At 46.1% G+C, this 24235-nt stretch carries 23 protein-coding genes; 13 read left to right on the top strand and 10 right to left on the bottom strand.

Annotated elements, in window-relative coordinates; genetic code table 11:
- The 3 genes from GT360_RS18480 to GT360_RS18490 are packed head-to-tail and all read right to left on the bottom strand — an operon-like array spanning position 1 to position 2910.
- Complete coding sequence (locus tag GT360_RS18480; RefSeq protein ID WP_164650425.1) at positions 1-813, bottom strand: ABC transporter permease; 813 nt, start codon at positions 811-813, stop codon at positions 1-3.
- Between the two features lie 47 nt (positions 814-860).
- Positions 861-1880, bottom strand: coding sequence for an ABC transporter substrate-binding protein (locus GT360_RS18485; protein ID WP_164650426.1), 1020 nt, complete (start codon positions 1878-1880; stop codon positions 861-863).
- Between the two features lies 1 nt (position 1881).
- Positions 1882-2910 carry a substrate-binding domain-containing protein gene (locus GT360_RS18490; RefSeq protein ID WP_164650427.1) on the bottom strand — a complete coding sequence of 343 codons (1029 nt, stop codon included), beginning with the start codon at positions 2908-2910 and terminating at the stop codon, positions 1882-1884.
- Positions 2911-3416: 506 nt separating this feature from the next.
- Between GT360_RS18490 and GT360_RS18495 the strand changes: the two genes are divergently transcribed.
- The 11 genes from GT360_RS18495 to GT360_RS18545 all read left to right on the top strand — a co-directional run bounded on the left by GT360_RS18495 (position 3417) and on the right by GT360_RS18545 (position 16320).
- Complete coding sequence (locus GT360_RS18495) at positions 3417-4709, top strand: extracellular solute-binding protein (protein WP_164650428.1); 1293 nt, start codon at positions 3417-3419, stop codon at positions 4707-4709.
- Positions 4710-4779: 70 nt separating this feature from the next.
- A complete protein-coding gene (locus GT360_RS18500) occupies positions 4780-5661 on the top strand; it encodes an ABC transporter permease subunit (RefSeq protein WP_164650429.1) in 882 nt (293 codons plus the stop codon).
- 38 nt (positions 5662-5699) lie between these two features.
- Positions 5700-6542 (top strand): sn-glycerol-3-phosphate ABC transporter permease UgpE, encoded by an 843-nt coding sequence (gene ugpE / locus GT360_RS18505; protein ID WP_164650430.1) that lies wholly within the window; start codon positions 5700-5702, stop codon positions 6540-6542.
- A 34-nt stretch (positions 6543-6576) separates the two neighbouring features.
- Positions 6577-7704, top strand: a complete 1128-nt coding sequence (gene ugpC, locus GT360_RS18510) for a sn-glycerol-3-phosphate ABC transporter ATP-binding protein UgpC (RefSeq protein WP_420825450.1) — start codon at positions 6577-6579, stop codon at positions 7702-7704.
- Between the two features lie 14 nt (positions 7705-7718).
- Positions 7719-8513 carry a DeoR/GlpR family DNA-binding transcription regulator gene (locus GT360_RS18515; RefSeq protein ID WP_164650431.1) on the top strand — a complete coding sequence of 265 codons (795 nt, stop codon included), beginning with the start codon at positions 7719-7721 and terminating at the stop codon, positions 8511-8513.
- Positions 8514-9224 (top strand): glycerophosphoryl diester phosphodiesterase, encoded by a 711-nt coding sequence (locus tag GT360_RS18520; protein WP_164650432.1) that lies wholly within the window; start codon positions 8514-8516, stop codon positions 9222-9224.
- 235 nt (positions 9225-9459) lie between these two features.
- A complete protein-coding gene (locus GT360_RS18525) occupies positions 9460-10875 on the top strand; it encodes a sodium/glutamate symporter (RefSeq protein ID WP_164650433.1) in 1416 nt (471 codons plus the stop codon).
- Positions 10868-12499: an amidohydrolase gene (locus tag GT360_RS18530; RefSeq protein WP_164650434.1), complete on the top strand. Its 1632-nt coding sequence runs from the start codon at positions 10868-10870 to the stop codon at positions 12497-12499. The genes GT360_RS18525 and GT360_RS18530 overlap by 8 nt, the downstream gene beginning before the upstream one ends.
- Before the next feature lie 198 nt (positions 12500-12697).
- Positions 12698-13546: a DMT family transporter gene (locus GT360_RS18535; RefSeq protein WP_164650435.1), complete on the top strand. Its 849-nt coding sequence runs from the start codon at positions 12698-12700 to the stop codon at positions 13544-13546.
- A 90-nt stretch (positions 13547-13636) separates the two neighbouring features.
- Positions 13637-14026, top strand: coding sequence for a hypothetical protein (locus tag GT360_RS18540; protein WP_164650436.1), 390 nt, complete (start codon positions 13637-13639; stop codon positions 14024-14026).
- Between the two features lie 299 nt (positions 14027-14325).
- Entirely contained in the window at positions 14326-16320 is a 1995-nt protein-coding gene (locus GT360_RS18545) for a metallophosphoesterase family protein (protein WP_164650437.1), read from the top strand.
- 110 nt (positions 16321-16430) lie between these two features.
- On the opposite strand, the gene modA is transcribed toward GT360_RS18545, so the two are convergent.
- The 3 genes from modA to GT360_RS18560 form a co-directional block, all read right to left on the bottom strand.
- Positions 16431-17186, bottom strand: coding sequence for a molybdate ABC transporter substrate-binding protein (gene modA / locus GT360_RS18550; protein WP_164650438.1), 756 nt, complete (start codon positions 17184-17186; stop codon positions 16431-16433).
- Between the two features lie 111 nt (positions 17187-17297).
- Positions 17298-19196: a PhoX family protein gene (locus GT360_RS18555; RefSeq protein ID WP_164650439.1), complete on the bottom strand. Its 1899-nt coding sequence runs from the start codon at positions 19194-19196 to the stop codon at positions 17298-17300.
- A 160-nt stretch (positions 19197-19356) separates the two neighbouring features.
- Positions 19357-19899: a helix-turn-helix domain-containing protein gene (locus GT360_RS18560; RefSeq protein ID WP_164650440.1), complete on the bottom strand. Its 543-nt coding sequence runs from the start codon at positions 19897-19899 to the stop codon at positions 19357-19359.
- Between the two features lie 117 nt (positions 19900-20016).
- On the opposite strand from GT360_RS18560, the gene GT360_RS18565 reads away from it, so the two are divergent.
- Complete coding sequence (locus GT360_RS18565) at positions 20017-21222, top strand: benzoate/H(+) symporter BenE family transporter (protein WP_164650441.1); 1206 nt, start codon at positions 20017-20019, stop codon at positions 21220-21222.
- Here the strand turns inward: GT360_RS18565 and arsB are convergent.
- Together arsB and GT360_RS18575 are read right to left on the bottom strand one after the other, a co-directional pair.
- On the bottom strand, positions 21200-22258 hold the full coding sequence (gene arsB, locus GT360_RS18570) for an ACR3 family arsenite efflux transporter (protein WP_164650442.1): 1059 nt from the start codon (positions 22256-22258) through the stop codon (positions 21200-21202). The two genes, GT360_RS18565 and arsB, sit on opposite strands and share 23 nt — an antisense overlap.
- Before the next feature lie 200 nt (positions 22259-22458).
- Positions 22459-22857, bottom strand: a complete 399-nt coding sequence (locus tag GT360_RS18575; protein WP_164650443.1) for a GFA family protein — start codon at positions 22855-22857, stop codon at positions 22459-22461.
- Between the two features lie 109 nt (positions 22858-22966).
- Between GT360_RS18575 and GT360_RS18580 the strand changes: the two genes are divergently transcribed.
- Positions 22967-23545: an acyl carrier protein phosphodiesterase gene (locus GT360_RS18580; protein WP_164651157.1), complete on the top strand. Its 579-nt coding sequence runs from the start codon at positions 22967-22969 to the stop codon at positions 23543-23545.
- Here GT360_RS18580 and GT360_RS18585 read toward each other — a convergent pair.
- Both GT360_RS18585 and GT360_RS18590 read right to left on the bottom strand, forming a co-directional pair.
- Positions 23526-23810 (bottom strand): putative quinol monooxygenase, encoded by a 285-nt coding sequence (locus GT360_RS18585; protein ID WP_164650444.1) that lies wholly within the window; start codon positions 23808-23810, stop codon positions 23526-23528. The genes GT360_RS18580 and GT360_RS18585 overlap by 20 nt on opposite strands.
- A 25-nt stretch (positions 23811-23835) precedes the next feature.
- Positions 23836-24153, bottom strand: coding sequence for a cupin domain-containing protein (locus GT360_RS18590; protein WP_164650445.1), 318 nt, complete (start codon positions 24151-24153; stop codon positions 23836-23838).
- Between the last annotated feature and the right edge of the window lie 82 nt (positions 24154-24235).

A 24235-nucleotide genomic window follows, 5' to 3' on the forward strand; every position in this document is an offset into this window, starting at 1 on the left:
TTAGCCTCCCATCGCGACCGTTGAATCACCCTGACGCTTGGCCAAAGCCAGACAGACCCAAGTCACAAAGCCGAGAATCAGGCTCAAAGCCGCGGCCATAGCGAAATTCGCATTAAGGGTAAATTCGGTATAAATGGTCATGGGTAAGACATTGATGTTGGTCGCGAGTGTAAAAGCGGTACCAAAAGCGCCCATAGACGTTGCGAAACAGATCGACCCTGAAGAAATCAAACCCGGCTTCAGTGCTGGTAGCGTGACATCTTTAAAAATCTGCCAACGATTCGCACCTAGCGAGCGCCCTGCTTCCATCAAGTTATGATCGAGCTTTTCTGCGGCACCCATCACGGTTAACACCACTCGAGGAATAGAGAAGTATAGATACCCAAAAAACAAGCCCGATATTGAATAGGCAAACATCCAACGTTCACCTGCCAGTAATAGACCAGCCTGAGCAAATAGCCCTTGTCGACCCGCAAGCATAATGACGAAAAAACCAATCACAACACCTGGGAAGGCAAGTGGAAAACTCAGCATCGCTACCAATAGCTCTTTTCCTCTGAACTCATAACGAGTCAGAAACAGCCCACTGATCGTCGCAATAGCTAGGCTCACTGCTGTCACCAAAGCTGACAAGGTCACTGTAGAAAGTAAACTTTTGAGATATAGAGGTCGTGTCAAAATGTGTAAGTAACTTTCTGCGCCACCATCAACCAAAGAGACTTGAATCAACTGGACAACGGGCAACAAGAAAAAGGCACAACTGATGATCAATGCTGGCAGTATCAATATAAATGTAAGGTGATTATTTTTCATAGACTTATGGGTGGGAGATGAACTCCCACCAATTGATAACGTTTTGATTAATTCACTTCACTGAGGTAACGGTCAGCGAAAGCGGCCTGATTGGCAGACATTGCAGCAAAATCAACAGAGCCAGCGCGCTGATATTCCGATTCAGGTAGGAACTTGCTTTCCGCATCTTCATCCATCACACCTTCAATCACTGGACGCAAGTAAGCATTCGCCCAGACTTGCTGGCCTTGTTCAGAAAGAACGAAATCTAGAATCTTTTTGCCGTTGTCTGTGTTTGGTGAGTTCTTCACTTTACTCATGACGTAAGGAACGGCAATCGTGCCCTCTTGAGGAATAACAAATTCAACGTTTGAGTAATCATCATATTTTGCACGGTAAGCATTGAAGTCGTAGTCTAGAAGAATTGGGATTTCTCCAGATATAACGCGTGCATAAGATGTCTGTCTTGGCACGATTGGGCGGTTGTTTTGTAGCTTCTTGAAGTACTCAATCGCCGGTGTAAAATTATCTACATCGCCACCCATTGCTTCATTCACAGCAACTGCGCTTGCATATCCAACAAAGGCACTTGTTGGATCTAGGTAGCCCACCATACCGCGATACTCAGGTTTGAGTAGGTCTTCCCAACTTTGTGGTACATCAGCGCCATCTAATGCATCAACATTAACAAAGAACCCAATCGTACCGGAGTGAATCGCAAACCAGTTACCTTCAGGATCTTTCATTCCGTTAGGAATTTTGTCCCAGTTTGCTGGCTTGTATGGCTCAACAACATCTTGATCTGCAGCATTGATACCAAATGACACACCGTAGTAGACCACATCAGCAACTGGGTTATTTTTCTCCGCGACGAGCTGAGATAAAGACTGACCTGAGTTCTTGTTATCCATCGGAACACGAATACCCAACTCTTTATTGATCAGTTGTAGCTGACCACCCCAGTTCGCCCACTCTGGAGGACAGTTGTAACAGATCGCATCTGACGCTTGTGCTTGGAAAGAGGCACAAGCAAGGCCAACGAGCATACCCGCGACTTTGGTTAATTTTGAACGTGTTTTAACAGCCATGTTATTCTCCAATCATTGCCTGTTTAATAGTTAAATTTGGGGCTTCAGCGAGTGAGCCATTCATTTGAAGTTCATGTTCCATCGCAAGGCACGTGGTTAACTTTGAGCCTGCTTTGGCATTAAATAAAATATCTACCGCAACCTGACCCATCTTCAGGTGAGGTACTGCGACAGTGGCAAGGCTTGGCGTCACTAATTGCCCTAAGCTCATGCCATCAAACCCAATAATTGATACATCTTGCGGCACTTTAAGACCGAGTGCTTGAACACCATTGATTGCCTTCAGTGCCAGTAAATCATTACTGCAAAACCACACTGTAGGGGCATTTTTCGCTTTCATTACCCGCATCTCGTGCTCACCAAAGGTGTCTAGCTTGTTCTGATCCACTTCAAGCAACTGACTCAATTCAATACCTTTGTCATTCAAAGCCTCTTTAAAGCCTTGATAACGTTTCTTCGCTCGATCAGACGACAAAAAATACCCTGTGATCATGCCAATTTTGGTGTGCCCTAAACTGACAACACGATTAGCAACGTCTCTACCTGCCTGATAGTTATCAACGTAAACACACGGTTCATCGTCATCAGATTGGTTGTGCAGCAAACAGTAAGGAAACTTAAAGTCGCGTAGTACAGACAAAGCTTCATTTCTTGATGCCTCAGCAATCGTCAGTATCACTCCCTCTACACGCTGTCGAACTAAGTCTATAACTGCCTGCTGCTCTTGCGCCCCATCATATTGAGTATCAATAACAATGGTGGAGAACCCGAAGTGTCGAGCACGTTGCTGTATGCCAGCCACAATTTCCGAAAAAACTGGATTAAGTAAACTCGGGATAACCACACCGATGGTTGGGTTTCGATTCAGTTCGATACCTCGTGAGTGCACGTCTGCGGTATAACCAGTGAGTGACACCACACGCTGTATTTTTTCAGCTGTTGATGCAGCAACCGATGTCGGCGTATTCAAAAACCTAGATACGGTGGCTGGTGATACGCCTGCAAGCTCTGCTACATCTTTGATGTTCATCGAGTGTCCCCTTCGTTTGTGAGGGCAGATTAGGCGTGAACCGTGACACTTTTATTAACCAATAGTCGCAAATTGCAGACTTTTACCTTAATTAGCCGCCACGTTTGCAGAAATTAACTTCAAAATTCACTATGAAACACATCTGTTTCATCTTGTTTTTGGTTATTTTGAATACAGGACCATAGATTCAAAAGCGTGATACTGATCCAAAAATTATTTCCCTTTTAGAGAGTTTTGAAAGAGTGTCATTGCGGGCTTTTACTCTATCCTACGGCTTAAATCGCCCCCGTTGACCTTGATAAATAGGGTTATTAAGCAGAATCCATAAGCGAAAGTGCTACCTGATTTATTAGTTTCTAACGAAATCAAACAACCATAAATTGTTCATTAATCTGACATATTTCACACACCTAAGTGCAACAAAACACGTACACACTAGCTTCGTACGAAACAAACGAACTCTCGTTAGAAACCTCTCTTATTGAGAACAATAAAAGGAAAGAACAATGAACAAGCTAATGCTAGCAGGACTGCTATCAGCGACTGTTTCAGGTGTAGCGACAGCACAAACCGAAATTACGTTTTGGCATGCTATGGGTGGCCAACTTGGCGACACAGTGAACCAGATCGCAAGCGACTTCAATGCTTCACAAGGCGACTACAAAATCACACCTATCTATAAAGGTGAGTACACAGAAACACTGACAGCGGGTATCGCTGCATTCCGTGCTGGCGAAGCACCAAACATTCTGCAAGTCTTCGATGCGGGCGCAGCGACGATCATGAATGCACCGGGTGTGGCTAAACCAGTACAAGATATCCTGGTTGATTCTGGCTACTCATTCAGCTCTGACAACTACCTAGCGGGTGTTCGTAACTTCTATGCTGACAACGAAGGCAAAATGATTGGCATGCCATTCAATAGTTCTACGCCAGTGCTTTACTTCAATGAAGATATTCTTAACAAAGTAGGTGTTGAAGCACCGAAAACTTACGAAGAGCTAGAGGTTGTTGCTGCGAAGCTAAAAGAAGCCGGTTATGCGACGTTCTCTCAATCTCTAACGCCTTGGATCATGTTTGAGAACTTCAAGTCTCGTCACAACCTACCACTGGCTGATAAGCAAAATGGTTATGACGGCCTTCCAACTAAGATCATGTTCAACACTGAAGACATGCAGATGCACGTCTCTAAGCTAAAAGACTGGTCTGACAAAGGTTACTACAAGTACTACGGTAGCGATTGGGACGCAAACCAAACACCATTCGAGCGTCAAGAAGTGGCAATGTGGATGGGTTCATCAGGTTCATTCGGTGGTCTGCGTAACCGCGTAGAATTCGAAATGGGTACCACTTACCTACCTTACTGGGAATCAGTAGCAGAACAAGGTAGCCACACGTTTATCGGTGGTGCAGCACTGTTTGCTCTGAATGGCCACGACAAGAAGCAAGACGATGCGGTTGCCGCATTCTTTGCTTACCTAACTCAACCAGAAACACAAATGCAGTGGCACAAAGATACTGGCTACGTTCCAGTCACTAACGCCGCCTACGACCTAACTAAAGAATCAGGTTACTACCAAGAAGCACCTGATGCCGAAGTCGGTGTTCTTCAGCTAAGCCTTCCTGAAGGTGAGTGGACGAAAGGTTACCGTCTAGGTTTCTACCCACAAATCCGTGAAGTGATGCACCGTGAGTTCGATAACATCTTCGCTGGCCGATCTTCTGTAGAAGAGAGTCTAGAAAAAGTAGACGTAGAGTCATCTCGCCTACTACAGCGTTTTGCTCGTACCGTTAAGTAAGTCAATTACTTAAACCAGCCCTCACCTCGGTGAGGGCTTTAGTGTTTGTTTTTCACGTTTGGAAGTTATTGTGAATCGTCGACAACAATTCAGCCACAGCCCGTTGGCTTATCTGCTCTTGGCTCCGCAAATCGCCATCATCGCAGTGTTCTTTATTTATCCAGCGGCTCAAGCCGTTTATTTGTCATTTATGCTTGAAGATCCATGGGGTATGTCCTCTACCTTCGTTGGTCTTGAGAACTATCAGATTTTGTTTGAGTCCCGAGACTATCGAGACTCGGTGATCTTTACCGTGCTGTTCGCCTTTACGGTATCGTTGCTGTCTTTAAGCTTAGCTCTGCTGCTCGCAGTCAAAGCCGACAGTGTTTTACATGGTCAAGGCCCTTACAAAGTTACCCTGACTTGGGTATACGCGGTTGCGCCTGCAGTCGCTGGTATTATGGGTGCGTTTCTGTTTAACCCCCACTTTGGCACCCTAACCGAGCTTTTCTCAAAGATTGGTTGGAACTTTAGTTTCCAAACCGATCCGGTTGATGCGACGTTAGCCCTTATCATCGTTTCCGTTTGGAAGCAGGTTTCCGTCAACTTTATTTACTTCTTAGCGGGTTTACAGTCGATTTCATACGCAGTGCGTGAAGCCGCGATGCTGGATTGTGTTTCAGACCGCAAACGTTTCTGGACAATTACTTTCCCACTCCTCGCCCCTACTGGCTTTTTCTTGTTGGTGATTAACCTAACCTACGCCTTCTTCGACACGTTTGGTGTCATCGATACCATGACAAGTGGCGGCCCAGGTGGCAATACAACCTCTTTGGTTTACAAGGTATACCGAGACGGTTTTGTTGGTGCAGACCTAGGTGGCAGCTCAGCCCAGTCTGTTGTTCTTCTGCTGTTGGTGTTAAGCCTAACCTATCTGCAGTTCCGCTTTATTGAAAAGCGTGTTCACTACTGATTATTCACTAAGAATACGAGTGAAAACGAGGAGTTACTATGAAAACCAATAAAATCTCAGACCATATTATTCTGATACTTGGCGCGCTGTTTATGCTTGCGCCTATCTGGCTTATCTTTGCCAGTTCGACCCATCATCCAAATACTATCTTGACCGATGGTCTACAGATGACGATGGGCGATAACTTAGTCGGCATCTATTCAGAAGCATGGAATAACAGCCTTGGGTTTTCTGATGCTGTAACAGCAAAATCGATGATCATGAACTCGATGATCATGGGTCTCGGCTTTGCCATCGGCAAAATTTTAATTGCGATTGTCGCGGCTTATGCGCTGGTCTATTTCCGCTTACCTTATGCGACGGCATGGTTCTGGCTGATTTTCGTTACCTTATTATTGCCACTTGAGGTTCGTATCATCCCGTCTTACGAGATTGTGGCAAAAATGGGAATGCTCAACAGCTATTCAGGGCTGATTTTCCCGTTAATCGCCTCTGCCACCGCCACCTTCTTTTTCCGCCAGTTCTTTAAAACTATTCCTGATGAACTGATGGAAGCCGCTCAGTTAGACAATGCAGGCCCGATCCGCTTCTTAGTCGATATTGTTCTGCCGTTGTCAAAAACCATGATGGCAGCCATTTTCATCATCATGTTTGTCGATGGTTGGAACCAGTATTTGTGGCCAATCATGATGACGACAGACGAAAGCTACAACACGATTGTGATGGGCATCAAACAGATCCTCAACAACATCAGTGAATCAAGTTTACCTCGCTACGACTATGCGTTTGCCATGGTCATTCTTGCAATGCTACCACCTATTCTTGTGGTGGTGATCTTCCAACGTTGGTTTGTTAAAGGACTCGTAGAAAGTGAAAAATAATCAGCAACAGACTCATTCATCTCAGGTAATTAACATGACAAACAACCACGTAGAGGCAAGCATGCTATCACTCAAAAGCCTGGTAAAAACGTATGAAAATGGTCACCAAGCCGTCAAGGGTGTTGACCTGAATATCAAAAAAGGCGAATTCCTCGTTTTAGTGGGCCCATCAGGTTGTGGTAAGTCCTCCATCTTACGCTCTATTGCGGGTCTTGAAAGCATCACGGGGGGTGAAATTCATCTCGGTGGACGTCGTGTTGACACCGAAAAACCGGCTCTACGTGACATTGCCATGGTGTTCCAGAACTACGCTCTGTACCCACACATGACCGTGTATGACAATCTGGCGTATGGCCTAAAAAACCGTGGGGTGGATAAAGCCACCATCAAGGACAAGATTGAGCAGGTTGCCAAGACACTGAAGATCGAAGAGTACTTAGACCGCAAGCCATCTAAACTGTCAGGTGGTCAGCGTCAACGTGTGGCAATGGGACGCGCTATTGTTCGCTCCCCTCAACTGTTCCTTTTTGATGAGCCGCTGTCAAACCTCGATGCTGCGCTGCGTGCGCATATGCGTCTAGAAATCAAAAAGCTACAGCGAGAGCTTGGTGTGACAAGCGTTTACGTAACACATGATCAAGTAGAAGCAATGACGCTAGCAGATCGCATTGTGGTGCTCAACCAAGGTGAGATTGAGCAAGTGGGCACGCCTTCGGAGGTCTACCACCAGCCAGCAAGTCGTTTTGTGGCAAGCTTTATCGGCAGCCCAGCAATGAACTTCTTACCAGCAAGCCTCAATCAAGGTCTGCTCACGGTGGGAACACACACTCTATTCCTGCCTGAATACGCACACTTGACGATGGAGAAGCTGAGTGTCGGCGTTCGACCAGAAAACGCGAGCCTTGACCGCGAAGATTGCACCCAGCTTGAGCTTGACATGGACATCAGCGTCATTGAACCGCTTGGGCCTAACCAACTTGTTCACGGCAAAGTGTATGGCGAGCAGTTCATTGCAGTGACTCCTGAGCTGGAAATCGACGCAAGCAAAGTCGTTCCTTTTTATGTGAGCATCGACAATCTGCACCTGTTTGATGAACACGGTAAGCGTTTAACACCGGAAAACGACAATTCAATGACAGAGCCTAACAAGGCCATCGCTTAATCAGGAGAGAAGTCATGCTGTCGGCAAGACAAAAAGAGATACTCTCATTTTTAGGAGAAACGCATGGGGTGCTATCAAGCACCCTACTCTCTGAGCGATTTGCAGTATCGGTGCAAACCATTCGCAAAGATATGAATGACCTGAGCGATAAAGGTATGGTAAGACGTGTTCACGGAGGCATCACACTCCCAACCGATAACGACAACTTATCATTCACCAATCGAGAAGTCGTCAATTTACCTGCAAAGCAATCCATCGCCCGACGAATCGTTGCAGAGCTTCCTGAGGGAACCAGCATCTTTCTAGGTATTGGCACAACGCCGAAGCAAGTTGCCCATGCACTGCTCGATCACCCGGGCCTCACCGTGGTGACCAACAACATCAATGCTGCCTCGATTCTTAGCCGCAACCCGAATCTATCGGTACATCTGGCGGGAGGACAAGTCCGTTCATCTGACGAAGATACCGTAGGTGAATGTGCCACCAACTTCTATCGCCGTTTTTACATTAAGATTGGCATTTTTGGTGTCGGGGGTTTAACGGAAGATGGACAGCTGCTTGATTTTACGCCTGAAGAAGCCGATCTTTCACGCGCTATTATCGAGCAAAGTCACCACTGCTGGCTGATTGCCGACAAAACGAAATTAGGTCGCTATGCGCCTATTGTGAGTGGTAAACTCGCGGAAATGGATCGATTATTCGTCGATGAGCCCACGGATGACATCCAACGCTTATGCAAAATCAATCAAGTTGAATTGGTCACCGCTTTGCACCCCACAGCGGCAACACCATTACAAAGGGAACAATAAATGGCGCCAATGATTGTAGGCCACCGCGGCGTTGCGGGGCACTACCCTGAAAATACCAAAGTGAGCATTCAAGCCGCGATAGACTTGGGCTTAAAGTGGGTTGAGATTGATGTTCAACCAACCAAAGACAACGTTTTAGTAGTCTGCCATGACCATACTATTGATCGTTGCAGCAATGGTCGTGGGCGAGTCGATGCCTACACCCTCGATGAGCTTCAAGCGTTCGATTTTGGCGGCTGGTTTGCTCCTCAGTTCAAGGGCGAACCTATCTTTACGTTGCAAGAGCTGCTAGAGCTTGCCGCCAAGCATGACGTCGGGCTCAACATCGAAGTCAAAGTCGATAACCATGATGTTGCCGAGGTAGCGAGTCAGCTAAAAAATCAACTAGATAATAGCCCGCTTGCACAAGAAAAAATCATCCTATCGAGCTTTAGTCACGACATCATGCGCTTATTGCATCAACATTGCCCTGGGTACAAACTCGGTGTCTTGAGTGAGCGCCTGCGTAAAAAAGACTGGGTTTTACTCGAAGAAATTAGCGCATTCAGTTGCCATTTAAACTTCCGTTGGACAGCAAAGCGCCATGTTGAAAAGTTAAAGCAAGCGGGGTATCAAGTCTGGTGTTACACCGTCAATAACCCGCGAAAGCTCAAATACCTAGATAATCTTGATGCGGTATTTAGTGACTTTCCAAGTCGGTTTATCAAATAAGTACATCTAGCTTTAACTTCTTCTCGTTTTTAGGATATGTAACAGTGACTTGATGTATTTCAAGTCACTTATTCACTCACCAAAGTTAATGTAAAATCAGATACCTCTTAAGCTGCTTTAGTTTTGTTGCACCACGTTTGAGCATATCTGGCTCTAAATTATAATAAAACTGCCCCTATTGAACTAATAACCACACTGCTAACGTGACTTTAGTTCACCTTAATAGGAGAGTGATATGGAAAGCACCTTTCACGGCGTGATAGCCTTCGCCTTACTTTCAATGATGCTTATATTGGGTAACATCATTAGAAGCAAAGTCCCCTTCATAAAAAACAATCTGATTCCCTCAAGCTTAGTCGCTGGCGTCTTGGGATTTATCCTTTTGAACTCTGGAGTACTCACCTCCTTTTCTTCCGAAGATTTTATACCGATTACCTTTCACTTTTTTACCCTAAGTTTCATGTCGCTATGTCTGTGCGGAGGATTGAAGAAGAAAAAGCAGCCCGGATCAAATCCAATTAAAGTTGTCCGCGGCGGGTTGTGGCTAACTTCTGCATGGTCGCTATCATTAGGGTTACAAGGTTTAATCGGCCTTGGAGTATTGCTACTGTTCAATGCAATTACTGGAGGTCAGTTAAGTTATTTTCTGGGCTCCATCGTAACCCATGGTTTCACTCAAGGTCCCGGGCAAGCACTCACGTACGGCAGTATCTGGCAAGAGAAGTATGGCATCATCAATGCGGCACAGGTTGGGGTGATTTATGCTTCACTTGGTTTCGTTGTGGCTTTTGTCGTGGGGATCCCGATGGCTCGTTATTTTCTGGGTAAGAACCTAAACACAAATAAGGAATCACAGCTCGATACGCACTATATCAATGGCTTATTTGACGATAAGTCTAAACCTGATAGCGGTAAGCTTGTTACCCACTCTGCAAACCTTGATTCTCTTGCTTATCACATTGGTTTATTGGGCACGGCCTACGTTATTACCTATCTCTGGCTTACCTATATTCAGGGGGTCGTTTCAGGCGTTCAAATCGCTGGAATCGACTTTAGCGTACTGTTCAGTTTTAACATGTTCTTTATTCACGGATTTACAACCTGCCTGATTCTAAGAACCACAATGAATAAGTTGGGTCTTTGTAAAACGGTTGATGATGAGACGCTAAAGCGTATCACCGGCTCTTCTGTCGATTTCATGGTGACAGGTACCATCATGAGCATCAAACTGTCAGTTTTGACGGCTTTGTTAGTACCCATTCTTCTCGTCGCAGTGGCCACATCAATAGTCACAACCTTAGTCTGTGTGATCATTGGTAAATTTAGTGGTCAGTTAGGGCCTGAGCGCACCGTCACCGCCTTTGGGTGTTGCTGTGGTTCCACTGGTACTGGCTTATTGCTACTGCGCATGCTCGATTCAAACTTTAATACTGACGTCGCCAAAGAGCTTGCGTTTTTTAACGTTGCCATTGTACTGGTCAACTTCCCTATCTTAATGATATTCACCCCTATTGCTCCATCTCTGTCTTTTGTTGGCTACATCAGTCTACTTAGCTCCGGAGTGTTGATGTCGCTACTCATTATGTTTGCACTTGTTGCCACCAGTAAAAAACGTTCAACCACAACCTTTCAGGTAGCAGAAAATGGATAAATCACTCAAAGCGTTCAGCGCCAAAAAAATCATCACGATGAACCCTTCTCTGCCATCCAGTGAAGTCGTTGTATTTGACGGCGATAAGATTATTGCTACTGGACCAATGAGTATATTGGCAGATTACCCAGGAGTAGAGCTCGATAAACAGTTCCAAGATCACGTTATCGTTCCTGGCTTTGTTGAGGGCCACTGTCACGCCATGGAGGGCTCCGTCTGGAAGTATCAATATCTCGGATATTTTTCCCGGCTTGACCCAAATGGTGTTGAGCAAAAAGGGGTATCGAGTTACGAAGAGTTAAAGCAAAAAATATCTGAAGTAGCCCAGAGTAAAGGTAACGACGACGCGATCATTTGCTGGGGATTCGATCCTATCTACTTTTCTGATGACAGGCTAAGTCGACGTGAACTTGATGAAGCCTGCAGCCATCTGCCTGTTGTCGTCATACACGCTAACTTTCATGTCATGACGGTTAACTCGGCCATGCTGGAAAAAATAGGCATGTCAAAGTTAGAAGCAACGGAAGGCGTTCTCAAAGATAACGAAGGTTACCCAAACGGGGAGCTACTCGAAATGGCAGCGATGGGGCTTGTATTCCAAGAGCTCAACGAAACGATTTTCGATACCTCGAATGATCCTGATGCGTTGAACATGTTTGCTAAGTCTGCCAATAACAAAGGGATTACCACCATTACTGACCTTTTTAACCCGTTAACTGACGAAACCTTATCAATATTGAAAGAGGTGACGAGTGACGACAGCTTTAGTGTCCGCCTCGTTCCTGCCATGAGCACACACAATTGGAGTATTGCTGAGGGTACAGAGCGTTTTTTGTCATTAAAGGAACAAGGCAACAATAAGCTACATTTCCCCATCGTAAAATTAATGACTGACGGCAGTATTCAAGGCTACACCGCTCGGTTGCTTGAGCCTGGCTATCATGACGGACATGAAAATGGCCTTTGGAACTGTCCGTTGCAAGAGGTCTCTGAACTATTCACCGCTTATCACAATATTGGAGCGACCATACATGTTCATACTAATGGTGACGAAGCAGTAGAAGTGATGCTGGATACTATCGAGCAGGCCATCAGTCAATTTCCAGCCCCCGACCATCGACACACACTGCAACATTGTCAAATGATCAACCACGCTCAAATGCGCCGCGCGTCCAAGCTTGGTATGTGTCTCAATATGTTTATCAACCATATCTACTATTGGGGCGATATCCACCGAGAACTAACGCTCGGCTATGAGCGAGTTCAACGGCTCGAGCCTGTCAATACCTCAATGAAGCACGGTATTGTCACCGCAGTACATAGTGATGCTCCGGTAACCCCTTTAGGCCCACTTTTCTCGATGTGGTGTGCAACAAACCGAGAAACTGCCACCCAACAATTACTAGGAGAACATGAAAAAGTAACGGCATATCAAGCGTTAGAGATGGTCACGCTTAATCCAGCTTATACGTTAAAGCTAGATCATCTGGTCGGCTCTATAGAGGCTGGTAAATATGCCGATTTTGCCGTGCTCGACCAAGATCCACTAGAGGTAGATTGTTCGACTCTGAAGGATATCAACGTAGCAGCGACAATCATTGGCGGTGTCATTGTAAAGCACTAACAAACACAACCATTAAACGGTGGAGCATTCAAAGTGAATTGCTCCACTTTTTTCATGTTACTAAAGATTTAAGTATCCCCTCGAGAGACGTATTACTAAAAGCGATAAGTCGATTGGAATATCAAACAACACAAGGTTCTAAAGTTATTCGTCGATATGGGTTACCCTATTGATAAATAGAATACTTTTGTCGTCACTATGCCCACTTTCATTCAAATCAGTCTCGTTATGTTTGCGTTTGCCGCCAACTCTCTTCTTTGTAGGATGGCGTTAGCACAGGAACTCATCGACCCAGCGAGTTTCACGATGATTCGCGTTATCGCTGGAGCGACCATGTTAGTGTCATTAAGCTTATTAGGACGACAGAGCGTCTCTAGCATATTTAAACTCAACGGCGCCTCAGTGTTAATCGGTGTTAGCTTGTTCTGCTATGCCGCTTGTTTTTCTTTTGCTTACACGATGCTCTCCACAGGAACTGGCGCACTCCTGCTGTTTGGTACGGTCCAATTGAGTCTTATTTCTTGGTCATACTATCAAGGACAACGGTTTTCATCTATCGAGTGGGCGGGTATTAGCCTCTCCTCTGTCGGGTTTGCAATACTAGTATTGCCCTCAGCAGAACAACCTTCTCTCTTAAGCGCCCTACTAATGGTTCTTTCCGGTTTATCTTGGGCAGTGTTCACCTTGGTCGGAAAAAAGCAATCATCGGGGTTACTCTCAGTCACGCAGGGGTTTGTTGGTGCGAGCATTTTAAGTTTACTTTTGATTCCTTGGCTCATCCCAAATCATAGTCTCACCTTTGATGGAGTGTGGCTTGCCGTATTGTCGGGAGCAATAACCTCCGGTCTAGGTTATTACCTTTGGTATAACGTCCTACCAAAGATCAGTACCCTCAAAGCCTCTATTTCTCAACTTAGCGTGCCAGCAATCGCCATGTTACTCGGTAGTTTTGTGCTAAATGAGCCCCTAACTCTTCACACGCTTGCTCTGTCAGCAATGATTTTGCTCGGGATTGCAATGACGTTTTGGGGTAAAAGAAAAACCTAGACCTACTGTTTTTAATTTAGTTTGTCATAAAGATTGAACAATGAGCCTTTACATTTCAGCCTCATACAGTCTATTTACAGTTCGCTTAATATGAAAACTTCCTTATATTTATCTTTGGTCTTGACCAGTTTTTCTGCATCATCAACTCCCTACCTTCCCTCTCCTGAGCAGATGATGTTTGAGCTAACAGAAGAAGCGACATGCATCGCTGCAGCAAACTATCTAGAGCTAGAGCGCTTAGAGGTACATCAACGAAATTTCAAAACGTTAGTCTCTGAGTACTTTGTTCCAGAGGAGACAGAAAGCAATATTCTAGATATGACCCGACAGCAATACATGCATTTCATCAAAAGAGCCAACAAACGTTACGACAAGGATATTCTCCCATCGATGCTGATTTCAGCCTACACACATCGTTGTGAGTTTATGAATGGATTCGAAGCTCGCAAAGAATTTGATAGTGAACCTCCGACAATCTAACTAGCTCATTAGCTGCAAAAAGCTCAGTACTTCCTGAGCTTTTTTACTTTCAAACTCAAACAAAATCAGAGGTTGTTTGTCTCAATATATTGAACCTGCAATGTAAATGAAACCTTTGTTTAGCGATAAAAATCACATCTTTCACTCAACTGGTCCATACCAATAAAAATACAAAGAAACTGCAACACAACTTTCATACAGCCCTCCTAACCTGCCTCGCATCGGTGGCTACTGAAAACAGCAAAGCCAACTTATCAAAAACATTAAAAATCACGACACAATCAAAACTTGGTTTAACTATGAAAAGCAGTACTTTTAAACGCTCTATTTTAGCAATGGGCATTACAGCCATTATCGCTGGCTGTAATAGCTCAAACACGGAAGACGAAAACACCAACCCTTCTCAACCTTCGGGTTCAGTTAAGGTTGGCCTACTCCCTGATACGCAGGGTGGCGGTTGGAATGTGGCCGTCCACCCAATGGAAGCCGTTCTTGCTAAGCACAAAGAAGAAGGTGTCAACGTTGTCATCCCTGTGGGCGATTTGACGGATAACGGCTCAACACATGAGTGGGAACAGTGGGTTGGTGTGGCTCAGAAATACCGTGACGCTGGCATTGAGTTTCTCCCGGTGATGGGTAACCACGAAACAAGTTGGGCTTATACCGTTGAGTGGATCGAAAACATGCGTCACTTTATTCCTGAAGACGCAAAGCACATGCCATCTGCCGAGTGGCTAAACTACTACGTGGTGCGTGAGAACGTCTTGATGATTGGCCTAGCCTACTATAACTTGCCTATCGCTTTTGGTTGGATTAAAGAAGTGTTAGCAGATGAGGAAGGCAACTTTGACCACGTTGTCATTGCCAGCCATGATGGTCTTGTGGGCGCCAAATACGGTGAAACTCGCGAGCAAATCGTTGAAGGGGTGAAAGACGATAATCGCCTTTTCGACATCCACAAAGAGATCCGCGAAACGTTTGCCGAGCACGATGTCATTTGGGTTCAAGGCCACGAGCACATGTACCAACGCTCACAAATCCACGCACGCACCTACGGCTCAAATGATCCAGGTGGTCGCAGCAACGTTGATACGCTCGCTTCTACACCAAGCGGCGGTAACCACCGCATGCCTTCTTACACGCAAATTGTCAGCGGTAACGCGTCATACAAAGGCTATGAATATCGCTATGGTGAGCGTGAGCTGATTCAAGACGTGATTCATCATAAGATGGATACGATGGACAATGGTTCTGAGCACTACGATGCCAACGCACCTATATTGACGTTTGATGGTCAACGTATCGATTACCACGCGTACTCTGCTCCACATACCATTAAACATAATGATGATGGTCCAAAAGAGCTTGCAGACCCACAATGGATCATGATGGATACCTTTAGCCGTACCCTTGACCGTTGTGAAGCGCTTATCTACCCTAACTCGATTCCTGAAGATCAGCGTCCAATTCTGAATCATATCGTTGAGTACAAAACCGCTTCTTGTGTGGGTACCGATGGCTCATCGGCTCAGTTAGTGGGTGGCACAAACAATACCTTCAACCGCGTGGACACAACACAGCGCACACTGAGCTTCCATGAAGGCTTCAAGCGCGCTGAAACCATGAATGACTTAACGCGTCTAGCGTATCAGTTCCTGTTTACTCAAAACAAAGCTTGGGATCCAAACCTAAACTCTGCGCAACGCATTCATGATGGTGAACAAGAGGCGGATGAGACAGGTGCAATGAAAGGTAATATCGTCGTGCCTGCTACCACCATCGACATGAAGAAACACGTCACTCTGAGCTGGATGCCTAAGCTTGCTCAAACTGAATCAGACGTGCTGATCGTGAGCGGTATGCAAGTACACGGTGGTACTTATCAAAACTCACATGGCGGTGCGAAAGACATCACGACAGAAACTGGTGAACCTGGTTCACAACCGGATGGCACAGCCAAAGGCCCACATACATCGCTTCCTGCTACAGCAACCAAAGGCTGGGATGTTGAGCAGATCATTGGTGACCATTACGGTGTTCAATTTACTGCCGATGATTCAATCAACGCAGATAACGTAACACTGGGACAATACACAGACGGCGAGTGGCGCGCTATCGCCCCAGAGAATTGTGTTCTAGACATAGCTTGGGATGAAAGCTTTGCTAACGGAGTAACACCACAGCGCCCAGCGGGCTGTGATGCGTATCCGGTTGTCGGTTATGACCGTAACTACGAAAATCGTTGGTGGCTTGTTGCTGACAAAGACATCGAAATAGCTCTAGTCAGCAAATAGCATTTAAGTTCAAACAACGCTTAATATGCCATTAAATTACAAAGCCCACTCTTGGTAAGCCATGAGTGGGCTTTTTGATCTTTGATGGTAATAGGGATCGCAATATGAAACTAATCAACCTTAAAACCATATTGCGCCATCACCTTCTTTGCTTCTGAACTAATAAGATACTGATAGAACGACTCTGCAGCATCGCTATCTCTTCCTACCACTTTGGCAATGGGATAGCGGATAGCTTCATGAGAGGCTTCTGGAAACTGACCGATAATGGCGACTTTATCAGACACCATGGCATCAGTTTTATACACAACGCCTGCATTGGCCTCGCCTCGCTCAACCCAAAGCAGTGCGGATCGAACGTTGTTCGCTCTAGCAAGGTGAGACTGAAGATCATTCCACATCCCCAGCGACTCAAACGCTTGCTGAGTATAGATGCCTGCTGGCACGTGCTTAGGATCACCCACTGCTAATCGAGTACCTTGCAGGAGTTTCAATATGGTGGATGCAGAATCAATGTCTATCTCTTGCGATTCGCCACGATAAGGCATGACAAGGACAAGCTGGTTTTCCACTAAAGACACAACGGAACCTGCCACCACAGCCTTCTGCTCAAGTAAATAGTCCATCCAGCGTTCATTCGCCGAGATATAAATGTCTGCAGGCGCCCCTTGCGCGATTTGTCTCGCAAGTACCGAAGAAGAGGCGTACGAACGTTTTACTGTCACCCCAGTTTGCTGCTCAAACTCTGTCGCGATGACGTCCAAAGCATCGGTCATCGACGCGGCGGCGAAAACAGTCACGCTTTGCTGTGCTATTGCAGGTATTGAGACAAGAAGAGAAAGACAAACAAGTAATCTAGATAGCATGAATTAAGGTACTCAATCATATTGTTGGCCTGATAATATCATGCATAAAGCACAGATGAAAAAGCCCTGCTCGGCAGGGCTCAATAACACGATCCAATGATCTAGCACTACCTAAGAACCAATGAGACCGCCATCTTCCTTGGTGATCACCAACACTGAAGAGCGAGGTATGCTGTCACCGCCTTGCGGGAAGTGAGACGGCGCAAGATCTTCCCCTGGATGCTGAACCCCGACAAACATCGATTTGTAATCAGGAGAGAAAGTTAAACCGGTGATTTCGCACGCAATAGGGCCAGTCATAAATCGGCGAATCTCACCTGTCTCTGGGTCGCTACACAACATCTGGTTGTTGCCCATACCAGCGAAGTCTCCTTTGTTTGAGTACTTGCCATCCGTTTGTATCCATAGACGGCCAAAGCGATCGAAGCCGATACCATCAGGGCTGTTGAACATATTGTCAGCGTTAATATTATCGCTACCCGCCATGAGCCCAGAGGGATGAACGTCAGGATTGCCTGCCATCACAAAGATGTCCCACTCGAAGGTTGCGGCTGTATGGTCTGAGCCAGTCGGCTGCCAGCGCACAATGTGTCCGTATAGGTTTTTCTCTCTTGGGTTCGCAGCATTGATTGGCTGGTTCTCTTTCACACCACGGTTTTTGTTGTTGGTGAGTGTCACAAACACAGAGTGTAACTCCGGATGAACCGCTACCCACTCAGGGCGATCCATGGTCGTTGCGCCCACTTGTGTCGTCGCTAAGCGTGCAAACACCATCACAGACGCCGCATCTGGGAAACCATTCTCTGGTGTTAATCCATTCTTACCCCAAGTAAGCTCCAACCATTCCCCCTTACCTTTGAGCTCACCTTCAACACCCGTAAATTTAGCCACATAGAGCGTGCCTTCTTCAAGCAGATCTCTATTGGTATCACTACCCGGCTGATACTTGTTCTTAGAAACAAACTTATAGAGGTGCTCACCACGCTCATCGTCGCCAAGATAAACCACGACATGACCACTCTTATCCAACATCAAAGCGGCGTTTTCATGCTTAAAGCGACCTAGCGCCGTGAGCTTTTTAGGGGTGGAATTCGGGTTCATTGGGTCGATTTCCACCACCCAACCGTGTCGATGTGGCTCATTCGGCTCAATGCCCATATCAAAACGGTCATCGTGTTTATACCAATCATAGCCTCGGTCTTTCGCACCTAAACCATAGCGAGCATAGGTCTCGCCTAACTCTTTGCCTTTCGAGTCAGCGAAGTAGCCATTAAAATTTTCTTCACACGTGAGATAAGTGCCCCAAGGCGTCTCACCATTTGCGCAGTTATTGAATGTGCCGAGTACCTTGCGGCCTGATGCGTCCTTGGAGGTTTTCAGCAAGCTATGACCAGCCGCTGGGCCCGTCAGTTCCATTTCGGTGTAAGCGGTAATACGTCGGTTGAGTCGTCCATCTGGGTTGACTCTCCATTGGCCGTCTTGCTTTACAAGCTCAACCACAGACACGCCATGAGCGGCTTGGCCTTTCAACGCATCATCGGCGGTAATCGCTTTACCCTGATGAGAATAGAGATACTCGTTGTTGGTATATTCGTTATTGACCGCAAGCACCGCTCGCTCATCACTGATGGGAAAGAACGTCATACCATCGTTATTGTCACCAAACTGCATGGCTTGTGCTTTCGCATCATTATTCTGATTAAAAGTAGGTGCGCCTTTAACAACCTCGTCACCCCAAGAGATCAACACATCCGCACGATAACCCTTTGGCACGTTCACCGTGTCTTGCGTAGAAATCGAAATCGCCTCAAAGCCTAATAGGTTCGATGGGTTTTTCACTGTTGATGCCAGTGCTTGGCTAACAGGGCTGGCAGCGAAAAAGCCCACTGTACCCGCTGCACCTGTCGCTTTCAAAAAACCGCGGCGTGACAATGCGGCATCGACAAACTGGTTGGACTCAGGCTCTTGCTCAAGTGGACGTTGATCTGTGTGGTCATCAAAATTGCTCATAGTGCTTCCTTTACTTTCAATATGAGCCCTATAGTGAGCTCTTAGAATAATAACTTGGCACTATATTGGCGCTAGCAAATGACGTTTTAGTTACAGTTTATTAACACCCTGCTGACCAAAAGATCATCACCAATGTAAGTAAAGGTTTCCATTCGTGTCATTATTTATGCGGATAACTAATAATACAGTGAAAAACCACTGACTCTGAACTGGCTTTGTAGGCGTGGTTTTGATCCGCAAAGAAGCGGTAGCGGTCACCGCTTAGCAGCTGATGCCATTCTTCGCCGCACTTGAGTGCGAGCTCCCCTTCAATAACGTGAATGTGCTCAACCACACCGTGTTCATGCGGCGTCGAATCCTGCTGATGAAAGTCATTTAGTGTAATTTCAAACACCTCAATACCGGTATCGCTCTGAAAAGGAAACAGGGTTTTTACTTGCATCTTGAGATCATCAGGAAACGTCATCGCGCTTTCCTGTAAAGAGGGCTGTGTGGCGAAGAATGCGGAAAAGGATGTCTCTAGCCCACTGGCGATCTTCCACAGCGTTGAAATGGTCGGGTTAGACTCCTCGCGTTCTATTTGCCCTAACATCGCTTTTGATACGCCCGTCAGCTTAGAGGTGGCATCCAAACTCAAGCCCTTTTGCTGACGCACTGATTTCAACCGCTTAGCGATTTCTGATTTAAATTGGGTTTCCGACACCTTAGTTATTCCCTCAATTCGCACTTGTGCGTTATAGCGCACGGTGCTATGTTTCTATTTGTGCGCTATAGCGCACGACTCAAAGTAAAGAATAGCAGGGTAGATAAGGATTTCGCAATGCTCAAGATCGACCACCTCACCTCTGGACTCACCGCCGTGATTGTTGGCTATACCAGCGCAATGATCATTGTCATACAGGCTGCTGAAGCATTGGGGGCAACCAGTGCGCAAATCGAAAGCTGGTGCCTCGCGTTAGGCTTGGGGATGGGTGTGGTCAGCATACTGCTATCCATCTATTATAAGGTTCCTATTTTGATCGCCTGGTCTACCCCTGGAGCCGCACTGCTTATCTCTCTGGATGGCGGATATACCATGGCGCAAGCAATTCCCGCATTTACCGTGGTTGGAGTGCTCATTGCCATCACGGGGCTCATCCCTACCCTGAACCGTGCCATCAATTCGATACCCTCACCACTGGCCTCTGCTATGTTAGCCGCCATCTTGCTGCCCTTCTGTATCAAGGCATTTACGCCAGCAGCCACTCAGCCGCTCCTGTTTCTCACCATGTTCTTTACCTTCATGATCGCGAAAGTGGTAATATCGAAATTCGCTATGCTGATATTGCTCTTGGTGGGGGTGCTGTTTTCGTTAAACTCGGGGCAATTTGAATCCAATGTCTTAGAATTGAGCATCGCTAAGCCTGTTTGGATGGGTTGGGAGTGGGATATCAATGCCATCATCAATATTGGAGTGCCACTTTATCTCATCACCATGCTATCGCAGAACTTACCTGGCTTTGCGATGCTGAAAAACTATGACTACCCGACGCCAAGTAAGCCCATTCTGATTTCAACCGGTTTAACCAATAGCGTGCTTGCGCCCATTGGCGGGTTTAGTTTCAATCTTGCGGCCATCACGGCGGCAATATGCATGAATGACAGCGTTGATGCGCAAAAAAGCAGACGCTATCTGGCCAGTGTGAGTGCAGGAGGCTTTTATATTATTGCAGGCTTGATGGGGACAACAGTGGTGTCGTTATTCACCGCACTACCAAACGCGGTTTCTAGCATACTTGCTGGTTTAGCTCTGCTTGGAACGCTCGCATTGTGTTTAAAGAAATCATTGTCAGAGAATGACAACGAGCCCGCTCTTGTCACGTTCTTAATCACCCTGTCGGGGATTTCTGTTTTGGGGATGAATTCAACGCTTTGGGGACTGGTTGGAGGGTTAAGCTGTCTTTGGCTAAAGCGACACCTTTCGGCGCCGCTCAACATAACCAAACTAATGACACAGCAAAGCTCTAGTAACGACGCTTCATCTTAAGGGCGACATTCACCAAGGCAATAAGCACAGGCACTTCAACCAACGGCCCAATAACCCCAGCAAACGCTTGGTCAGAGTTCAAACCGAACACCGCGATAGAGACAGCGATGGCTAACTCAAAGTTGTTACCAGAAGACGTGAATGCGATTGACGCATTTTGGTCATAAGGAAGGCCCAGTTTCTTACCCGCATAGTAGCTAATAAAGAACATGCTCAAGAAATAGATGACCAGTGGGACAGAAACCAAAAGCACATCCCCTGGAAGCTCAAAGATCATTTCGCCTTTTAAGCTAAACATCAACACAATCGTCGCCAGAAGTGCAATCAGCGTGATCGGAGAAATGCGAGGGATAAAGACTTCTTGATACCACTGCTCACCTTTCGCCGCCACCAGCCATTTGCGGCTCAAATAGCCAGCCAAGAATGGAATACCAAGGTAGATCAAGACACTTTCTGCAATATCTAGAATAGTAATATCAACCTCAAAGCCCTGCAGGCCCAACATCGGTGGCAATACCGTAATGAATAGCCATGCTAAGAAACTGTAAGTGACGATTTGGAAGCCACTATTGAGGGCCACCAGCGCCGCGCCATACTCCTTGTTGCCACCGCCAATGTCATTCCATACTAAAACCATAGCAATACAGCGAGCGAGACCAATCAGTATCACCCCCACCATATAACCGGGATGATCACGCAGGAAAATCACCGCCAAAGTGAACATCAAAATCGGCCCGACGATCCAGTTCATCACCAACGACAGAGTGATTGCACGGCGATCTTTCGTTACTTTGCCGAGCAGGCTGTAGTTCACCTTCGCCAGCGGTGGATACATCATTAAAATCAAGCCAATCGCGAGAGGGATATTAGTAGTACTCACCGTCATCGCTTCATTCCAATCACCCACTTGAGGAAACAACACCCCTATCCCTACACCAACGGCCATGGCTAAGAAAATCCAAACCGTTAGATAACGGTCAAGAAAACTCATCTTCTTGGCGGCTGTTTGATTCATTTCAATTGATTCCGTGCTCATCACTTCACTCTCGACTTTGTTCACTCTCGACTTTGTTCACTCTCGACTTTGTTCACTCTAGACCTTGTTCAATCTGGTCATCTGCTGTTGTCACATCAGAAGATACTACATATACGAAAATGCATATATACGCAAAATCATATATTTATTAATCGATGTGTCAATAGGTTTCATAAAAAGATCACAAATTCAAATAACCCTCACGTACGATCAGAAGGATGATTTACCCCATCATTGACGACAATATCGGTGAGTTCGTAGGGGTTGATACCTTCTAAGCATCCAATGTTGTACCCATACTCTGTGGGGTCCGAACGCCTTTGATGATGGGTGTATATGCCACAGTTCGAGCAAAAGTAGTGCTTTGCCGTATACGTATTGAATTGATAGAGCTTGAGACTCTCTGCACCTTTGATGATCTTAATCCCATCCAGCTTCACGGAGCCAACAATCGCCCCTTTTCTGCGGCACATAGAACAATCACACCGACGCGGTTTCTCTATACCACTCGGCAAATGTAACTCAAGTTGTACCGCTCCACAGTGACATGATGCGCGATGACGCACCTTCACTTGAACTCCCCCTACCGATTTGATCATTGGCCGCTCCTTTGCCATATCGCTGCTTATCGTTCATTGCTTATAGAGCATGTATTATACTCAAATAATGACAAACCTTTCACTTGCCCACCAACAATCTAACACGCCAATGAATTTTCTTGCTCACCTACACATCGCTGATCACTGCCAAAGTAGTCTACTAGGTAACCTTCTTGGTGACTTCGTTAAGGGAGATCCCGATAAGCAGTATCCACAAGCAATTGCAAACGGTATACGTCTGCACCGATTTGTTGATTCTTATACCGATTCGCACACTATCGTCAAAAGCAGCAAGCAATGGTTTGAGAAAGAGCAGCGACGCTTTGCGCCCATCGCGTTGGATATGTTTTGGGATCACTGCTTGGCAAAGCATTGGGGGGAGTTCCATCCAGCGCCATTGAGGGATTTTGTTGAATACTCCGAGCTAATTGTTACGCGGTCACATAAACCATTACCGGAGCGCTTTACTCAAGTCACGCAACACATGTGGCGAGGACGCTGGCTAGAGTCGTATGCAGATTTTGATAATATTGCTTACGCGCTGCAGCGAATGTCTCAAAGAAGCCTGAGAATGGGGGTACTGGCCAACTGCGCCGATGGACTCAGTGACCATTATGATCAGCTAGAAGAACAATTTTTCCCGCTTTATCGAGATGTGTTGCAGCAATCTAAACTGACCCTTCTGTAATTTGGTAGTCGCGTTTGACATGTGTTGTCACTTGACCCCAGACTGAGTGACGCACGCGCTCTTGGTGAGCTTCAAACGCTTCTGGAGACGAAAACTCTTCATAGACACTGTAACGATAACGATTCTCTGAACATGGCTCCACTTTGAAAACCAAACACCCTGTTTCTTGTCGAGTCAGCCTGATATGTTCAGGCAGCTCCCTCAAGACTTGTTCATAGCAAGCGGCTGGAATTTCAATGCTGCCCTGCAAAATCACTTTCGTCATACTCTCTCCCTGAAATATGCTAACCCTAGTAGAAAACCGCAAGCCAAACCGTTGGCTCATCCAGTGCTGTTGCTAATACCTTATGTCTGGTATGCGCAGGAATGTTGATTGCATCTCCCGCTTTCAAATGAACCGTTCCACCCTCTTCGAAATCCAAAACACCGTGGCCACTCAACACCATTACCCACTCATGTTCCTCCTGATCATACCAACCCAACTCTGGTGAGGTGTGCCCGAGTGAAACAATGCGCTCAATCCTCACCTTATCGGAAGTGACAATATTTTCAATCACTTCCAAAGAAAGATCAGTTGGTAACTGCTCTAATAGATTGTTTGCTTTCATACCTATGCTCTCGCTAAAGTCTTTTAGCGAAAGCATAGTCAATAAACGGCAGGTGTAGGGTAAAGAATCGCAGGACTTTACG

Origin of the sequence: Vibrio astriarenae, from assembly GCF_010587385.1 — a bacterium.
Classification (GTDB): Bacteria; Pseudomonadota; Gammaproteobacteria; order Enterobacterales; family Vibrionaceae; genus Vibrio; species Vibrio astriarenae.

What these genes read in the sequence shown, in the direction of transcription:
- GT360_RS18540 (WP_164650436.1), top strand. Translation starts at nt 13,637, where the DNA reads ATGAAAACTTCCTTATATTTATCTTTGGTCTTGACCAGTTTTTCTGCA.
- ugpC (WP_420825450.1), top strand. Translation starts at nt 6,577, where the DNA reads ATGACAAACAACCACGTAGAGGCAAGCATGCTATCACTCAAAAGCCTG.
- GT360_RS18485 (WP_164650426.1), bottom strand. Translation starts at nt 1,880, where the DNA reads ATGGCTGTTAAAACACGTTCAAAATTAACCAAAGTCGCGGGTATGCTC.
- GT360_RS18490 (WP_164650427.1), bottom strand. Translation starts at nt 2,910, where the DNA reads ATGAACATCAAAGATGTAGCAGAGCTTGCAGGCGTATCACCAGCCACC.
- GT360_RS18575 (WP_164650443.1), bottom strand. Translation starts at nt 22,857, where the DNA reads ATGATCAAATCGGTAGGGGGAGTTCAAGTGAAGGTGCGTCATCGCGCA.
- GT360_RS18590 (WP_164650445.1), bottom strand. Translation starts at nt 24,153, where the DNA reads ATGAAAGCAAACAATCTATTAGAGCAGTTACCAACTGATCTTTCTTTG.
- GT360_RS18565 (WP_164650441.1), top strand. Translation starts at nt 20,017, where the DNA reads ATGCTCAAGATCGACCACCTCACCTCTGGACTCACCGCCGTGATTGTT.
- GT360_RS18520 (WP_164650432.1), top strand. Translation starts at nt 8,514, where the DNA reads ATGGCGCCAATGATTGTAGGCCACCGCGGCGTTGCGGGGCACTACCCT.
- modA (WP_164650438.1), bottom strand. Translation starts at nt 17,186, where the DNA reads ATGCTATCTAGATTACTTGTTTGTCTTTCTCTTCTTGTCTCAATACCT.
- GT360_RS18545 (WP_164650437.1), top strand. Translation starts at nt 14,326, where the DNA reads ATGAAAAGCAGTACTTTTAAACGCTCTATTTTAGCAATGGGCATTACA.
- GT360_RS18535 (WP_164650435.1), top strand. Translation starts at nt 12,698, where the DNA reads ATGCCCACTTTCATTCAAATCAGTCTCGTTATGTTTGCGTTTGCCGCC.
- GT360_RS18530 (WP_164650434.1), top strand. Translation starts at nt 10,868, where the DNA reads ATGGATAAATCACTCAAAGCGTTCAGCGCCAAAAAAATCATCACGATG.
- GT360_RS18495 (WP_164650428.1), top strand. Translation starts at nt 3,417, where the DNA reads ATGAACAAGCTAATGCTAGCAGGACTGCTATCAGCGACTGTTTCAGGT.
- ugpE (WP_164650430.1), top strand. Translation starts at nt 5,700, where the DNA reads ATGAAAACCAATAAAATCTCAGACCATATTATTCTGATACTTGGCGCG.
- GT360_RS18580 (WP_164651157.1), top strand. Translation starts at nt 22,967, where the DNA reads ATGAATTTTCTTGCTCACCTACACATCGCTGATCACTGCCAAAGTAGT.
- arsB (WP_164650442.1), bottom strand. Translation starts at nt 22,258, where the DNA reads ATGAGCACGGAATCAATTGAAATGAATCAAACAGCCGCCAAGAAGATG.
- GT360_RS18515 (WP_164650431.1), top strand. Translation starts at nt 7,719, where the DNA reads ATGCTGTCGGCAAGACAAAAAGAGATACTCTCATTTTTAGGAGAAACG.
- GT360_RS18480 (WP_164650425.1), bottom strand. Translation starts at nt 813, where the DNA reads ATGAAAAATAATCACCTTACATTTATATTGATACTGCCAGCATTGATC.
- GT360_RS18525 (WP_164650433.1), top strand. Translation starts at nt 9,460, where the DNA reads ATGGAAAGCACCTTTCACGGCGTGATAGCCTTCGCCTTACTTTCAATG.
- GT360_RS18585 (WP_164650444.1), bottom strand. Translation starts at nt 23,810, where the DNA reads ATGACGAAAGTGATTTTGCAGGGCAGCATTGAAATTCCAGCCGCTTGC.
- GT360_RS18555 (WP_164650439.1), bottom strand. Translation starts at nt 19,196, where the DNA reads ATGAGCAATTTTGATGACCACACAGATCAACGTCCACTTGAGCAAGAG.